The organism is Bacillus sp. FJAT-47783 (genome assembly GCF_022808615.1).
Classification (GTDB): Bacteria; Bacillota; Bacilli; order Bacillales; family Aeribacillaceae; genus Bacillus_BZ.
Genome location: NZ_JAKZKS010000002.1, coordinates 190989 through 207253, shown reverse-complemented (window position 1 = coordinate 207253; position 16265 = coordinate 190989). Strand labels below are relative to the sequence as shown.

The 16265-nt window shown below is 35.8% G+C and carries 16 protein-coding genes; 8 read left to right on the top strand and 8 right to left on the bottom strand.

Features of this window, described 5'->3' with window-relative positions; all coding sequences use genetic code 11:
- Window positions 1–97 precede the first annotated feature (97 nt).
- The gene (locus MLD65_RS03420) at window positions 98–1498 is read right to left on the bottom strand and encodes an alanine/glycine:cation symporter family protein (RefSeq protein ID WP_481748485.1); all 1401 of its coding nucleotides are present in this window, start codon (window positions 1496–1498) and stop codon (window positions 98–100) included.
- Window positions 1499–1901: 403 nt separating this feature from the next.
- Here MLD65_RS03420 and MLD65_RS03415 point away from each other — a divergent pair, with 403 nt between their 5' ends.
- Complete coding sequence (locus MLD65_RS03415) at window positions 1902–3140, top strand: PucR family transcriptional regulator (protein ID WP_243290464.1); 1239 nt, start codon at window positions 1902–1904, stop codon at window positions 3138–3140.
- 120 nt (window positions 3141–3260) lie between these two features.
- Window positions 3261–4394 carry an alanine dehydrogenase gene (gene ald / locus MLD65_RS03410; RefSeq protein WP_243290463.1) on the top strand — a complete coding sequence of 378 codons (1134 nt, stop codon included), beginning with the start codon at window positions 3261–3263 and terminating at the stop codon, window positions 4392–4394.
- Between the two features lie 62 nt (window positions 4395–4456).
- Here the strand turns inward: ald and MLD65_RS03405 are convergent, their stop codons facing one another.
- Both MLD65_RS03405 and MLD65_RS03400 read right to left on the bottom strand, forming a co-directional pair.
- Window positions 4457–5104, bottom strand: a complete 648-nt coding sequence (locus MLD65_RS03405) for a hypothetical protein (protein WP_243290462.1) — start codon at window positions 5102–5104, stop codon at window positions 4457–4459.
- A gap of 116 nt (window positions 5105–5220) precedes the next feature.
- Window positions 5221–5583 carry a nuclear transport factor 2 family protein gene (locus MLD65_RS03400; RefSeq protein ID WP_243290461.1) on the bottom strand — a complete coding sequence of 121 codons (363 nt, stop codon included), beginning with the start codon at window positions 5581–5583 and terminating at the stop codon, window positions 5221–5223.
- Between the two features lie 182 nt (window positions 5584–5765).
- Between MLD65_RS03400 and MLD65_RS03395 the strand changes: the two genes are divergently transcribed.
- From MLD65_RS03395 to MLD65_RS03380, 4 genes are all read left to right on the top strand, one after another.
- Window positions 5766–6605 carry a MerR family transcriptional regulator gene (locus MLD65_RS03395; RefSeq protein ID WP_243290460.1) on the top strand — a complete coding sequence of 280 codons (840 nt, stop codon included), beginning with the start codon at window positions 5766–5768 and terminating at the stop codon, window positions 6603–6605.
- Between the two features lie 71 nt (window positions 6606–6676).
- The gene (locus MLD65_RS03390; RefSeq protein WP_481748487.1) at window positions 6677–8035 is read left to right on the top strand and encodes an MATE family efflux transporter; all 1359 of its coding nucleotides are present in this window, start codon (window positions 6677–6679) and stop codon (window positions 8033–8035) included.
- A gap of 411 nt (window positions 8036–8446) precedes the next feature.
- Window positions 8447–9421 (top strand): L-lactate dehydrogenase, encoded by a 975-nt coding sequence (locus tag MLD65_RS03385; protein ID WP_243290458.1) that lies wholly within the window; start codon window positions 8447–8449, stop codon window positions 9419–9421.
- Between the two features lie 51 nt (window positions 9422–9472).
- Window positions 9473–10486: a PTS sugar transporter subunit IIC gene (locus MLD65_RS03380; protein WP_243290457.1), complete on the top strand. Its 1014-nt coding sequence runs from the start codon at window positions 9473–9475 to the stop codon at window positions 10484–10486.
- A gap of 220 nt (window positions 10487–10706) precedes the next feature.
- On the opposite strand, the gene MLD65_RS03375 is transcribed toward MLD65_RS03380, so the two are convergent.
- Entirely contained in the window at window positions 10707–11117 is a 411-nt protein-coding gene (locus MLD65_RS03375) for a VWA-like domain-containing protein (protein WP_243290456.1), read from the bottom strand.
- A gap of 183 nt (window positions 11118–11300) precedes the next feature.
- Between MLD65_RS03375 and MLD65_RS03370 the strand changes: the two genes are divergently transcribed.
- Window positions 11301–11588 (top strand): hypothetical protein, encoded by a 288-nt coding sequence (locus MLD65_RS03370; RefSeq protein ID WP_243290455.1) that lies wholly within the window; start codon window positions 11301–11303, stop codon window positions 11586–11588.
- A 128-nt stretch (window positions 11589–11716) separates the two neighbouring features.
- On the opposite strand, the gene MLD65_RS03365 is transcribed toward MLD65_RS03370, so the two are convergent.
- Window positions 11717–12703 (bottom strand): DMT family transporter, encoded by a 987-nt coding sequence (locus MLD65_RS03365; protein ID WP_243290454.1) that lies wholly within the window; start codon window positions 12701–12703, stop codon window positions 11717–11719.
- An 80-nt stretch (window positions 12704–12783) separates the two neighbouring features.
- Window positions 12784–13314, bottom strand: coding sequence for a DUF6241 domain-containing protein (locus MLD65_RS03360; RefSeq protein WP_243290453.1), 531 nt, complete (start codon window positions 13312–13314; stop codon window positions 12784–12786).
- Between the two features lie 172 nt (window positions 13315–13486).
- On the opposite strand from MLD65_RS03360, the gene MLD65_RS03355 reads away from it, so the two are divergent.
- Window positions 13487–13660, top strand: coding sequence for a hypothetical protein (locus MLD65_RS03355; RefSeq protein WP_243290452.1), 174 nt, complete (start codon window positions 13487–13489; stop codon window positions 13658–13660).
- A 139-nt stretch (window positions 13661–13799) separates the two neighbouring features.
- On the opposite strand, the gene MLD65_RS03350 is transcribed toward MLD65_RS03355, so the two are convergent.
- Together MLD65_RS03350 and MLD65_RS03345 are read right to left on the bottom strand one after the other, a co-directional pair.
- Entirely contained in the window at window positions 13800–14366 is a 567-nt protein-coding gene (locus MLD65_RS03350) for a GNAT family N-acetyltransferase (protein WP_243290451.1), read from the bottom strand.
- 354 nt (window positions 14367–14720) lie between these two features.
- The gene (locus MLD65_RS03345) at window positions 14721–16052 is read right to left on the bottom strand and encodes a Na+/H+ antiporter family protein (protein WP_243290450.1); all 1332 of its coding nucleotides are present in this window, start codon (window positions 16050–16052) and stop codon (window positions 14721–14723) included.
- Window positions 16053–16265: the final 213 nt, after the last annotated feature.

Genomic DNA, 16265 nt, shown 5'->3' with positions numbered 1-16265 from the left:
TATCTTCCTTTTTTCAATTCATCTCTTCATTTTATTGTAAATAACAATTTCAAAAAAGAAAAAGGATAAGCCCTTGGCCTACCCCTTTTCTACACGATTAGCTCGCTTTCTTCAATTCAGTTTTACGGTAATGATTTTCAAAATAATCATTTGTTTCATTGACGACGACTTTCCATAATAATAGGAGTGCTACTAAGTTTGGAATCATCATGAGCGCATTAGCCATATCCGCAAACGCCCATACGAGAGAAAGATTTGCCACTGCTCCTAAACCACATGCGATAATGTATACAAAGCGGTAGCCTAAAATCCCTTTTGTTCCTACGAGATACTCAAAGCATTTTTCCCCGTAAACATACCAACCGACGATGGTAGAAAAGCCAAAGAAAATAACGGAGAAAGCAACAATATATTCTCCTACTTTTCCTAAGGAAGCTGCGAACGCTGCAGAAGTTAGTGCTCCCCCATCTAAGCTTGGGTCATGAGCAACACCGGAAATAAGTCCGCCTGAAGAATCCCAAAAACCAGTAATAACAAGAACTAAGCCTGTCATCGTACAAACGATAATCGTTACGATAAATGTACCTGTCATCGCCACTAATGCCTGTTTTACAGGGTGCTCTGCTTTAGCATTCCCTGCAATTAATGCTGCTGTACCTAAACCGGCTTCGTTTGAGAAAATACCACGTGATACACCGCTTCGAACAGCCTCCATTACAACGATACCTGCAAATCCACCAGTTGCCGCAACTGGGTTAAATGCATAATGAAAAATTGTACCAAAAGCTGGAATGATTTGATCATAGTTAACAGCTAATATCGTGATCGCTCCACCCATATATAGCACAGCCATAATAGGTACGAAAAATCCGGCTACTGTACTAATACGCTGAATTCCACCGAAAACAATAAGGCCTGTTAATACAGCTAAAACAATTCCCGTTACCCAACCATTAATACCAAAACTATCATTCACAACTTCGGCAATTGTATTTGATTGCACACTATTTCCGATTCCTAGTGCAGCGAAAGCTCCAAACGCCGCAAACGCAATTGCTAAAAATTTGAATTTTTTTCCTAGTCCACGTTCTACATAATACATTGGACCACTTGAAAACTCACCATTATCATTTTTAACACGATATTTCATTGCAAGCAGTGCTTCCGCATATTTCGTTGCCATTCCTAGTAAACCTACAATCCACATCCAAAAGATGGCACCTGGTCCACCTAACGTAATAGCCGTTGCAACCCCTGCAATATTACCATTTCCAATCGTTGCTGCAAGCGCTGTCATCAATGCTTTAAAATTACTAACATCGCCTTCTGCCTCTTTTGATTCATGCTTCTTTGTGAAACCGATTTCGAACGCATATTTTAATCTTCTAAATTGTAACCCTTTTAATACAACGGTTAAAAATAGGCCTGTCCCAAATAATAAGATTAAACTCGGAGTTCCCCATAATAAACTATTGATTTTACCAAGTATATCCATCATAAAAAATAACCCCTCACTTTAATTTGGTACCGCTTTCACACATATAAATATAATAAAATTTTTGACAACTTTTTGAACTGTTAATTTAAACAAAAGGGATTGATACGTTTTGTTAAACTTAACAACATATATTATAATATTATTATAAGGATAAGGATGTCAAAGAAATTTTTCTTCCATATATTTTACAATTGCAAGAAATGAAAATTCTAAGGCAAGACATTTACAACACTTTCATGAGGTTAGACTTAGATTAAACTTGAAAACACCTCGCTAAAGCCTTCAAAAGTCAGAATTCTAAGTATATAGATAGATCTTTCGTGTAAGTAGTTTGCTAAACGTTAATCTAATTATCAACATATGTTGTCCATAGTTTTCCAGATGATCATTTCCTAATTACGCGATGAAAGGGTTGAAGCCATTGAAGGACCCATTTAAATATAGTTTTGATCGCCTAGAGGATATCGCAGAACACATTAGCGAAGTACTCAATTGTCCAATTACAATTGAAGATGTTAACCATCGACTGCTTGCCTATAGCACACATGATGATTGCACTGATCCTGCACGTATTTCAACGATTATCGGCCGGCGTGTTCCGGAGAAAGTCATTAACAATTTGTGGAAAGACGGAATTATTCCAAAACTATTAGAAAAAGATGAGCCTATCCGTGTTAAACAAATTGATGAAGTAGGACTTGGAAACCGTGTTGCTATTTCTATTTGGCGTAATGACGAAGTTTTAGGCTTTATATGGGCGCTTGAAATAAACAAGACATTATCCGAAGAAGAGCTTGAACTATTAAAGATGGCAGCACAAGCGGTGAAAAATAAATTATTAAACCTTCATGCAAGAAAAACAAAAAGAGAAGAACGAAATCAAGAATTTTTCTGGAAGCTCCTTACTGGACATATTTCATCTCATCATGAAATTGAAGAAGGGTTCCATAAAGTACATGTCTCCATTCCATCTGTTTATTCGGTTTTAATTTTCAAGCTACAGTCGGAAATAACCGATTCAATCGAAAAACAGCTTCAATATTTACTGGAAACAACTCAAAAGGTGCAAACATTGTTATGGACAATCGACTTTGATCAAGTCATTATTCTCATTGCACCAAATGAAAAACAGCCATTACAAGATTTAAAGCTCTTTTTGCAATGGGCTGTTACACAACTAAAGGAACGTTTTATGATTCAAAAAGTGAAGACTAGTATCGGTGGGATTTATACAGATTTAACGAATATAGAAAAGAGTTACCGAGAAGCACTTTCTGTTCTTTCTATTAAAGAGAGGTTTCCAAATGAAACGGAGGAATTAGATTCCTATTCTGAGTTAGGGATCTATCAATATTTAGATATTTTTTACGAAAAGCGAAGAAAAGATGGTTTTGTGAATTATTCACTAAACAAATTAAAAGAATACGATATGAAACATCATACCAATTTAGTCGAAACATTAGAAGTATTTTTAGACAATGATAGCAATGTAAATATCGCTGCTCAAAACTTAAATGTTCACATAAATACGCTTAGCTACAGGCTTAAACGCATTAAGCAAATCGCAGAAATCGATTTAGAAAATCCGAATCATAAAATGACGATGTATTTAGATATAAAGATAGACAAAATGCATTTGTGAAAAATCACAAATGCATTTTCTTTAATTCTCTTTTTTTCACGAAGTAAAAATTCGAAAGAATAACTATACTGAAAATATACAAAATGTAATCACTTACAAAACAAGGAGGAAGGTTTCCAAATGATTATTGGTGTACCTCGTGAAATAAAAAATAATGAAAATCGTGTTGCATTAACTCCTGCAGGTGTTATTTCGTTTGTTAATGCAGGACATAAAGTATTAATTGAAAAAGATGCCGGTATTGGAAGCGGTTTCACAAATGAAGATTACGCCCAAGCTGGTGCTGAAATTATTGATGATGTAAAGGCTGTATGGGCAGCAGACATGGTGATGAAAGTAAAAGAGCCATTACAAGAAGAATACATTCATTTCCGTGAAGGTTTAGTATTATTCACATACTTACATTTAGCAGCTGAACCAGAGCTTACAAAAGCGTTAAAAGAAAAAGGTGTAACGGCGATTGCTTATGAAACGGTAACTGCAGACGGCCGTACATTACCACTATTAACGCCAATGAGTGAAGTTGCAGGTCGCATGGCTTCACAAATCGGTTCACAATTTTTACAAAAAACAAACGGCGGAAAAGGTATTTTACTTTCTGGCGTTCCGGGTGTAAATCGCGGCAAAGTAACAATCATCGGCGGTGGTGTTGTAGGTACAAACGCTGCAAAAATTGCGATTGGTTTAGGTGCAGATGTCACTATTATTGACTTAAGTGCAGATCGTTTACGTCAACTTGACGATATCTTCGGAAACAGCATTAAAACATTAATGTCTAACCCATTCAATATTGCTCAAGCAGTAGCTGAAGCTGACCTATTAATCGGTGCTGTATTAATTCCTGGAGCAAAAGCACCAAAACTTGTAACAGAAGAAATGGTGAAAGCAATGAAACCTGGTTCTGTTATCATAGACGTTGCCATCGACCAAGGCGGTATCGTTGAAACTATTGATCATGTAACAACACATGACAACCCAACTTACGAAAAACATGGTGTTGTTCACTACGCAGTTGCGAACATGCCAGGTGCGGTTCCACGTACATCTACAATTGCACTAACGAACGTAACGGTTCCTTATGCGTTACAAATTGCGAATAAAGGTGCATACAAAGCGATTGCAGAAAATGCTGCACTTAAAGCAGGAGTAAACGTAGCAAACGGAGAAATCACATACGAAGCAGTTGCTCGTGATCTTGGCTATGAATTTGTATCGGTTGAAGCAGCTCTTGAAAAAGAATTAGCGAACGCATAATCAAAAAGTGCTCGGTTGCGACCGAGCACTTTTTTTCTATAGATAGACAACTTTTCTTCATCTCAAATGGAAGCATCCTTTCCATCCACTATATGTTCTTGAACAGTTACTACGATATGATGTTTTTCAAATATGCTGACCATTTCGTTTAATTCCTCTTCCTCTGTTACCACGATATATTGAGGTTGAAATAATTTTCTTTTTACTCGCACCGTCAATTTAAATCCATCATTAATAGCATCGTCTAATCCATATAATTCGTGCCATTTCACAATCTTTTCCACACGAACTAATTGAACGGCATCCCATGAATAAAACATGCTGTTTATAACAAGACCATCTGGTAATAAATAAAAGTTCCCACGTTGCAAAACTGAAGAAATATGTAAACTGAGGACAAAGCTTAACATTAATAAACTGATTTCGTCTAGACTTTTAAACTTTATTACCAAAAAAAGAATCGTGGTCATGATGGAAATAAGTCCGATCGTCAACCAATGGGCTAAACGATAACCTTTTGCTCGTTTCTCTAACTGTTCCATCTCTTTCCAATCAACCGGGATACGAATGGACTGAAAATGAGGAATTTTATTTGTGTCAAGCGCATTCCTAATCTTTTCTACACTCACTTTTAGCTGATAACGATAGAATATTATATAGCCGATTCCGAGTAAATAGAGAGTTAAAAACAAATACGTTTCCCATTCCATGCTAGAAACCCCTTTCCCGAACAACCTTCTATTCATTTATACGAAAAAAATTGGAAAAGGTTTCATAAATAAAGGACGCAATTTTCATTCCCTTCTAAAATGCACATAATTATAGATTAGTAAAAATTTGTTTTTGTTCCTTGATGAAAAACCATTCGCCATTTTCCATTTATAGATTTCCAAATTGAACTACGCAATGTATGTTGCTTGTTTACTTCGTTGAAGATTCGATACGTTGTTAACACGATTTCATCAGACAATGGATGTATTTCGAAATCACTTAATGTCATCTTAACTACACCTATTCCTTCTTCACGAATATCCTCATTTTTATACAAAACTCTACCTGAACTTCCAAATTCAAAAAAATTGTCTGCAAGCAATTGTTTTAATTCATTTCGAGAAGCACGAATTTCTGGTTTTAACAATTTCTCTTCAAGTTCAAGTAATTTTTCTTTTAACTCATTTTCACTTTTCATCTTATTTCCCCTCCATGAACACCTTACTATTTCAATTAGATACATTGAATTTCCTTCATTACTCTGTAAAATGACTCGATAACTGAATAAGCAAATCCCCCTTCTTTTACCTAGTATTATTGAATCGTAAAACGGTTTTCTATCATAATGGTCATGAGAACTTTTTTTAGAAGGAGACGTATATGAAAAGGCGATTCCGTGTTGGAGAAGTATCAAAAATGTTTTCGATTCCACAGTCAACGTTAAGGTATTATGATGAGATTGGATTATTTAAGCCAAAATATACCGATCAGGAAAATCATTATCGTTACTATACAGCTGACCAGTTTATACATCTAGATACAATCATTTTTTTACGAAAAATCGGCTTCAAGATTCGTGATATTCAAAAACATATGAAAGAGAGGACTGCAGAGAATACACATAAGTTATTTCAAAAAAAGCTCAGAGATGTCAAGCAAGAAATTCGAATATTGGAATTGGCTGCTCAAAAAATTGAACATAAAATGAACACGTTAGAAAATGGGATGTGGCTAGCTAAACATCAAACCATCACCTTTAAGACATACCCCAAAAGACCGATATCATTTTTATATCATAGCGAGCCCATCGACTTAAAATATCATTTTGAAGACATATATGTTCAGGAACTGAAAAAGGGAAATTCTGAACCGTTAAATGGTGGTGTATTTACAGGCGATATCGGCGCTGTTGTTGATTCAAAAAGCCTTTATCATAACGGACCAATCATGTATAAAAGCATCTTTAAACTATTATGGCATCAACAGGTTACAAGTGAAGAAGCTCACTTACCAGAAGGACTTTACGCGTGTTATCCACATAGAGGGCCATATGAAAATGTTGATAATAGCTATAAACTTTTGTTGAATGAACTAAATACATTAGGTTATGAACGAGTAGGTGAACCGATTGAAATCGGCATTATTGATGAGTCTGTTGTGAAAAATGAACAACACTTTATAACGGTGATTGAAATTCCTGTTAAGAAAAAACACTATTGACCTTCAAGTTACTTGAAGGTATAAACTCTCTCTTGTAAGGAACAACAGGAGGGATTTTGGTGGAGACAACCATTCAAAAAAATTTGATCAATCAATCTGTTATAAACGTCTTTTTCCAATACTTAATTCCATCATTAATTGGCATGATGCTTATGTCTATCAATATTTTAGTTGATGGAATTTTTGTTGGAAATGGTGTTGGATCGATTGCATTAGCAAGTGTGAATATCGCCGTTCCAGTCTTTTCAATCATCATTTCCATTTCACTATGGATTGGGATCGGTGGGGGTGCCCTTTATTCAATGGCACTCGGCGAAAACAATCTTCAAAAGGCAAGAAAAATATTTTCCTTTTCAATTACGGTTGTCACTCTTATCGTATTGACTATAGGTTTTATCGGTTATTTTAACGTTGAGCAACTTGCAGACCTATTAGGTGCTAACCAAGATACAAAATTTTTTGTAATGGAGTACCTTTCTATACTATTGCTTTTTGGTGTGTTCATGGCTCTTGAAAATGCACTAAGCATTTTTATACGCAATGATGGGAACCCTCAATTAGCCATGATTAGCTTAATCGTAGCGGCGATAACAAATATTTTATTGAACTTCTACATGATTTTTATTCTTGAGTTAGGTGTCAAAGGTGCGGCATTAGCCACGGTGCTATCAGGTTTAATAGGTTTTCTCGTATTACTAACCCATTTTTTCAAGAAAGATATTACATTGAGGTTTGTTTCATTTAAATGGACGTTAAATCCGCTGAAACGAATTTTTTCAATTGGTTTCCCAAGCTTTTTAGCGGAGATGGGTACATTAGTATTCGTCATTGGCTATAACCTGATGATGGTAAAGCTTGTTGGGACGAGTGGTGTAGCGGCATTTTCAGTTGTCAACTATTTGCATGCTTTTATGTTTCTCGCCTTTTTCGGAATCGGTTCAGCGATTCAGCCTATGATTAGCTACTACTATGGAGCCAATCGAATGGATCGTATTAAGGAAACAGTGAAAATTGCAGAAAAATCAGTCTTATTATTAGGAGCGCTATTTTTAGTTGTTGGCTTTACGGGGGCTCATGTTCTTGTTTCGTTATTCGGTGTTTCTTCTGATGAAATTAAAACATTAGCTATTCAAGGCATTAAACTTTTTTTCACAGGTTATTTATTCATGGGTATCAATTTCATTTACATGACGTATTTTCAGTCTATCGGACAAATCCGACCAGCGATTTTAATCATTGTCATGCGTGGATTTATCCTTCTGTTTGTAGCATTATGGATTTTACCACAATGGATTGGTGTAGAAGGAGTCTGGCTCGCCTTACCTGTTTCAGAATTACTTGTGGCTGTATTCCTAGTAACTTTCACAAGAAAAAACGTGTTTCAAAGTCATTATAAAGAGAAGGGAAACTTCTTAAGTAGCAATGGATAGTCTAAACCGCTCATGATCACAGGTGGCTGCCGTAACGGCAGCTTTTTATTTTATTTGATATGACCTCTGTAAAGATAGAACTATTAATAAACTTAATTCATCACTAAGAGTAACTTCCCTTAAGAAGTGAATACATTTTGAACAAGCTTTCAAATTAGGTTCTTTATTTTGGGGTGCCGAAAAATACTGATTAACATCAGGCACCTACCGAAAAAATGTAAACGACTTATTATTTTCAATAATTCTTCACATTGTAAACGTTCTCTATTATTGAAAGGTGTGAAGAATGATTGTATTATATACATGTGAAAACATTCACAAACAAAATCAAATCAGTTTATTTTTTTAGAAATGTTTGTGAAGTGTTTCACAAAAGGACTACATTCTATTTTTTTAAAGGAGTCTACTATCATGGAAAAACATATTAGAAAAGTAGCAATCATCGGTACTGGATTAGTTGGATCAAGTGCAGCCTATTCGATCGTAAATCAAGGAATCTGTGATGAATTATTAATGGTCGATATAAACAAAGAACGAGCAATTGGTGAATCATTAGATTTATCACATTGCATCGATTTTACAAGTTCTAGAACAACGGTTCATGCCGCAACATATAAAGACCTAGGAGATGTGGATGTCGTAATCATTACAGCCGGTCCACCTCCAAAACCAGGACAAACTCGTTTAGATACTCTCGGAATTGGCGCGAAAATTATGGAAGATATGATTCCAAAAATTATGGCGAGTGGTTTTAACGGCATTTTCTTAATCGCTTCAAATCCGGTTGATATTATAACATATCATGTTTGGAAGCTATCCGGTTTACCAAGAACGAGAGTGATTGGAACAGGTACTTCATTAGATTCTTCTCGATTAAAAACAATCTTATCTAATATGTTAAATGTTGATCCAAGAAGTATTTACGGTTACACAATGGGGGAACATGGCGATTCACAATTTGCTGTTTGGTCTCACATTACAGTAGGTGGAAAGCCGTTTCTGCAAATCTTAGAAGAACGAAAAGAAGAACTTGGACATATTGACTTAGATCAAATTGTTGAGGATGTAAAAAAGGTTGGATTCGAGATTTTAAAGAGAAAAGGTACAACTTACTACGGCATCGGTAATGCATTAGCCTTTATTTTGAAATCCATCTTCAATGATGACCATAAAATTATTGCCTTATCTTGCGTATTAGATGGCGAGTACGGCGAGAGTGATATTTGTACAGGAGTTCCAGCGATTATTACGCGTGAAGGAATCAAGGATATTGTGGAGCTTCGACTTACTGAAGAAGAACAAGAAAAGTTCAGAAAATCAAATGCTGTATTAAGAGACTATATGGCGAGCATCGGTTACGGGCAAAAGATAGCAACCGTCGTCTAATTCTACTTCGTAATTATACTATTATCATCTTTTAGGAAGAAGGCGCTATAAATGAAAGAGTATGTTATGCCAAGAATCTTTAAGGCTTCTACAGGGATCGCACAAGGAATTTTCGTAACGCTCGGGATCGGCCTGCTCATTAAAAATATTGGAACAAGTTTAGGAATTGATGCTCTCGTACAAATTGGTACAATATCGATCAGTCTTATGGCACCTGCAATCGGTGCAGGTATTGCCCTAATGATGAATGCGAACGCGCTCGTCATATTCTCAGCCATCATCGCAGCGGCAGTCGGGGCCGGGGCTTTAAGTATTACCGAAGCAGGTGTATTAATTAAATCTGGGGAACCTATCGGAGGTTTGATAACTGCTATCTTGGCAACTTATGTAGGTAAGCGGATTAGTGGGAAAACACCTCTTGACATGATGCTTGTTCCATTAGGAACGATTTTAATTTCTGGATTTGTTGGTTTATGGCTATCAAATGTTATTGCTCCTTTTTTAACAACAGTAGGTGGAGTTATTAAAGCATCAACTGCTGGTAATCCATTAATATCTTCAATGATTTTAGCCGTTGTTTGGGGACTGTTTTTAATTTCCCCTGCATCATCTGTGGCATTAGCGATGGCCTTAGATTTAAGTGGAATTGCTGGAGGAGCAGCGTTAGCAGGGTGTGTTGCACACTTTATAGGATTCTCAATCATATCTTGGAAAGAAAATCAGATGGGTGGAATATTAGCTCAAGGTATATGTACTCCGAAAGTACAACTTCCTAATATTACAAAAAACCCTTACATTTTATTGCCAACAGTGATTGCAAGTGCAATCGTTGGACCAATCTCTGCCTTAGTGTTCAAAATCGAAGCAGGTAAAGAAATTGCAGGTATGGGATTAAGCTCATTTGTTGCACCATTACAGTTATTAACTACCTATGATTTTAAATTTATCGTTCCTGCTATGTTAATCACTTATATTCTCGTGCCAGCAGCCATTTCTTACGGTATCTACTTAATGCTTAAAAAGGTTGGCAAGATTAATGAAAACGACCTGAGATTACCAAACTAAATAGATGAAAAACTGAGAAAGGAATAACGTGTATCCTTTGTAAAGGCTAGAAGAAAAAGCACAAGGCGTCCCATTTGCGACTAACTACAGCCCGCACTGCAAAGCAACGTCGCCATCCTAAATCCACGGGCGCCTTGAGCTTGACTTTGAAAACCTCGCCACTTTTTCGATTTGTAATATAGAAAGGGGCTGATTATAACAATTCAGCCCTTTTTTGTTTTTACGCAACTTTAATTGCTTTCCCAAAAGGAACCTTTGGCACAAAATCGTCTGGGATAAGCCAAAAAACTTCATAGTTTACTTTTAATTCATCGTAAAAGTAACCTGTTACATCGGTAATATAAAATAGAGAATCGATTTTTTCTTCTTCTGCCCACTCTAACACCTCTGTATAAGACGATTTTCCATGAGTGAAATACTTTATAGATACTTGATCGGTGATTGGTGTAATCCCTCTTACTTTAAAATCTGCCTGTACTAGTTCCGCATCTGGCTTCATTTCTGAAAAGAATTTAACGATATTATTGATTAGCATCGTTCTCGTTTGATTTGTAGACGTATCAACTACAAGAGCTATTTTTTTATTTTGGCGTTCCTTTAATATATTCATTAACACTCTTTGCCATCTCAATCCATACCATCTCCCCATATTAATTTAAGCAATTTTATTTTGCTCGAACATCGGAAAACAAATAAAAGTATATATTACCAAAGGTTGTTTATGTAACAACTTTAAAGTTGTGTTCATAATAAGAAAGTACTATGAACTTTTAGCTAGAAGTTTAACGAAATAATGAGTTAGGAGGGTGATCCATTGAATATTTCAAAGACTGACTTAATCAAGCAGCTAAAACAAAACAATGGTCACGGAATCATTACATATGAAGGAAAGCCTTGTGAAATTGAACTCCTGACAAACGGTGAGATTTCTTTTACTGGAATGTATTGGGATTGGAAAACTGTCACCGTCACTTCCTCCCATCAAGATTACTCTGTTGAAACAGATCAGTTCTTGCGAAAACGGTTCACAGAAGTTCCAAACTTTCCTGATATGAGTCGGTTTGATTTTTATTTTGACGTAAATGATTATTTGCAGGCTTAATGATTATATTCTAAAAACAAAAAAATGCCAAGCTAAATCTTACTTGGCACCTTTTAAAGTCCATGAAAATAGGGACATATTTTTTTATCTTCTCAAAAAAAAGCTATCGACAGTCAGGTGGTTAATAACTAAACATTCCCTTTCTGATTAAAAATAGCCTTTCCGTGGAAAACTCTTCGGGTTTTTCTTTTCCACTTTCGATTAACAACTAATATACCGGATGAAACGAATAAAAGGGCTATCAATAGCATAAAAGTGACTTGTTCACTCGGTAGAAAGAGAGCCGACAGCATAGCACCCGAAACTGGGACAACAAATTTAAACATCGACACTTCTCCGGCTTTATTATGCTTTAAAAGGGCAAACCATAAGGCGAAGGCCGTTGCTGATAAAAAGGCCGCATACAATAATAAACTTATTGCCAGTGGTGTAAACATCATGGATCCTTCTTTTACATTTGGAGCACCGATAATGAGAAGTACGAGTGAACCAAACAGCATTTGCCATCCTGTTAAAGCGAACGGGTGAATATCCATTGATAACCGTTTTGCTAAAAAGGTTCCAAACGCACTAACAAGACCGGATAACAATAAAAAACCTTCTCCAAAAAAGGAGAATTGCAATGTAAAATCGGCTCCCCAATTTGCTAAAATAATACCGGTAAAACCTAGCACTAATCCGATCCATTTCCGCTCATCTAATTTGTCATTATGATAAATAGCATGAGCAAATAGCACAACAAAAAAAATACCGCTCGAACTTAAGATTGCTGCTTTCATACCAGAAGTATGCGCTAATCCATTATAAAAGAAGAAATATTGTAGACTTGTTGATAAAATGCCTAAGATCATAACATATAAAATATGGCTTCTATTTAACTTTAATGCCTGTCGCTTAAATAAAAGCATTCCGCCTAAAAGCATAACAGCCGAAAGAAAAAAGCGCATCCCGGCAAATGTGATTTTTGCCATTAAATCATCGCTTGTCATCCCCATTTCTTCGTAACTTATTTTCAGCACCGGAAAGGCGCTTCCCCATAAAATAGAACAGAACACGGCGATTATCGCGACAGATATTTTATTTGTCAACATCTGCTCAACCTTACGAAAACTCATGAAGATATCCCCAATCTAATTTTGCATTTACTAACAAGCCATTATACACGAAATAGGATTAAGCGCAAGTTTCTTTACCTCTACTTAAAAGTGTCTTTATGCTCTTGAACATACATGTCTTCTTCTTCTTCGGTAAACACATCTGTTGCCTTCCCAATTGTACCACCTTGTAATTGCCAAATGGCATTATGATCTTGATCAGCTTTAGAAAAATCTCCCTCTGCCCTTCTTGTTAAAATGTCTAAATATAATGGTTTATGCTCATAGTCACCTTTTTCCACAACTTGAAGAAGAAATTGAATGCGCTCTTCTGTAATAAAGTAATGCGTCCATTTTTCTTCTGCTTTTACCTTTTGATGTGACATCCCATGTAAATAGTCTTGAATGTCTGTCTCTGTTAAAGACGTCTTTCCGTCTCCAAAAGGAGAAGCAGTCATCTCAAGCGGCTGAGACACTTCTTCCACTCCTTCTAATGCAGAAATATTTTTATTAGATTTCGTATGACTTTCATTAAGAAACATATCTAAAAAAATGAATGTAAAAACAACACCACATCCAAAAAGAAGAACAAGAATGACTGAGAGCCATTTATTATTTTTCAACCATGTCATTTTAATAACTCCTTCCAACAATAAACTCCATTAATACCCATAGTTTATAACAGAGTTGAAAGAGGATATTGTCAAAATTTGTAGAATAGTAGTAAACTAGTTTAAAGAAGAGACAACGAAGAGAATACTTCTTAAATAAATATAGAGATAAACGGATGAAGGAGGGACTCATATGCTCGCATATAAAAAGTATTTCTTATCGGAACAAGAACGTGAAAAGTATGAAGAACCTTTAATTCAAGCAAATCCTAGACAAGCTGAAAACATTTATCAACTAGATGATGAACAGTTACTCGAAATGTATAAAAAGTATATAGCTGGAGAAAAAGATGTTGCTTTAAAATAAGGCTTGATCAATGGATGCTAATCAATATTAGAATAAAGAGAAAAGGCGTGTTTTGAAATCAAGTTGATCAAAACACGCTTTCTAATACAGATAGATAGTTAAATGAAGTTATCGACCCTTTTCCTCGAAAAAATATTGATTAAGGATGTGCGGTACTCTCCCATTCAGACTTCAGAATTGAATATTGATACTCATCAATCCACTGTCCTTTTGACATATAGTTTTGTAATAAATGTCCTTCCCGCCTCATACCTACACGCTCTAGTACAGCGATAGACTTGTTATTTCGAACATCCGAAAAAGCAATTACTTTGTGTTTTTCTAATGAATTAAATATATAATGCAATAACGCACAAACTGCTTCACTTGCATACCCCTTTCCCTGGTATTTTGGAGAAAGAGTAAATCCGATTTCTACGATACGGGGTTCATCTAAAAGCGTATGAAGTGCACAATCTCCAATTAGTTGGTTCGTTTCAGCTAAAGCAATTGCGAACTGAAACCATGTACCTGGTTGATTAGGGTTGTTTTTCATTTGTTCATTAACAAACGATTTTGCTTCGTGATATTGATAATTCTCCCATGATTGAAATTTAGCAACTTTTGGGTTAGAACGATATAAATGAAAAGATTTAATGTCTTTAACACTAAATCTCCTTAAAACAAGACGATCTGTTTTTGCGAAAACATGATTGTATTTTCCCATTGTATTCACCCCAATCCCTTACATTTGTTGTAAGAAAATTTTTGTTGCTACATAGATTTTTTGGATCAAAATGCACAATAAAAGTTTTCTCTTAAACTTAAAAAAATCACTTCTTATGATAACGATATTTGACGAGGTAATTATTATCAAACTTTTTTTAAAATTATTTAACTTCACATTCATTAACAAACTTTTGATAAAGGGGAATTAAAACACAAGCTTGCGATGAGCATGCACTACCTGTTAATTCAGCGTGGAGTATATCGTTTTTTAGATTGCCAAAACCAAATGATAAAAGCGTTAGTTTTTCTTAAATATTAATAGATAAAACGACCGGGGCATAACCCGGTCGTTTTATAACATAATCGCAGCTAACCATCCAAAAATAATGAATGGAATATTGTAATGTAAAAAAGTTGGTACACATGTGTCCCATATATGATTATGTCGCCCATCAGCATTTAACCCTGATGTTGGTCCTAGCGTACTATCAGAGGCTGGTGAACCTGCATCTCCTAACGCTCCTGCAGTTCCAACGATCGCAATTGTCGCCATCGGACTAAAACCAATTTCTAAACATAATGGAACAAATATCGTCGCGATGATCGGGATCGTTGAGAAAGAAGAACCAATCCCCATCGTAATAAGTAGCCCAACGATTAGCATTAATAATGCGGCAAGTGACTTGTTATCACCGATTAAGTCAGCGGAAACATGGACTAATGATTCGATTTGTCCTGTTTCCTTTAGCACGTTCGCAAAACCTGAAGCCGTAATCATGACAAACCCGATAAACGCCATCATTTTCATCCCATTTGTTAATAACTCGTCTGCTTCCTTCCATTTAAGTACACCACTGACATAAATGACGATAATCCCTACTAATGCACCGACAATCATTCCATTTACTTCTAATACTTGTGATAAGTACAATTGTACAGCTAACGAGATGACAATAGAGATAACGGCAAAAATGACTCCTTTTTGGCTGTAGCTTTGTCTTTGTGATACGTCAACGTTTTCAGAAGCGTACGATCTTGGCTTACGATAACTAAAGAATACGGCAACGAATAAACCGATAACCATTCCCGCTACAGGAATCAACATCGCTTGTGGAATGTCACTAAGCTGAATTTCCAATCCACTCACACGTAAATTATCTTGAATAACTTGATGATAAATCGCTCCAAAACCGACTGGTAATAAAATATACGGGGTTGTTAAACCGAATGTAATGATCGCAGCAACAACACGCCGGTCAATTTGTAGTTCATTAAATACTTTTAACAACGGTGGAATTAATACTGGAATAAATGCAATATGAACCGGTATGACGTTTTGGGAAAAAATCGAAATGATTAATATAACGAATAAGATAAGTACTTTTGAAAGAGCTTTTTTTCGACTATCTCCTTCTCGTCCAACTCGTTTAATCGCCCATTCAACCATCGCATCCGGTAAACCAGTTCTTGATATCGCAACTGCATAAGCTCCTAATGCTGCATAGCTTAAAGCAACAGTCGCATTTCCACCTAATCCATCTGTAAAAGAAGAAATCGTTGTACCAAGCGTTAACCCGCCTGATACACCACCGATTAAGGCACCAATAACGAGAGAAAACACAACATTCACACGCACTAAACTTAAAATAAGCATGATGAATACGGCAATGATGACTGCGTTCATTACTAAAACCTCCAAGTTGACACTTTAGTTTGCTAATATGTTAGAGAATTAAAATGATAAAAATAAAGTATCATATTTGAATTATCGCTGTCAATAAGAAATTTTAATTCGCTATTGAGTTAAAGTGTAGTCAAAATACAAATGCTAGTAGTGAGGATGTTAATTTTTCAGCTCCTTTTCCGCAAAAATCTATATTTTTATGAAGCATGGAGT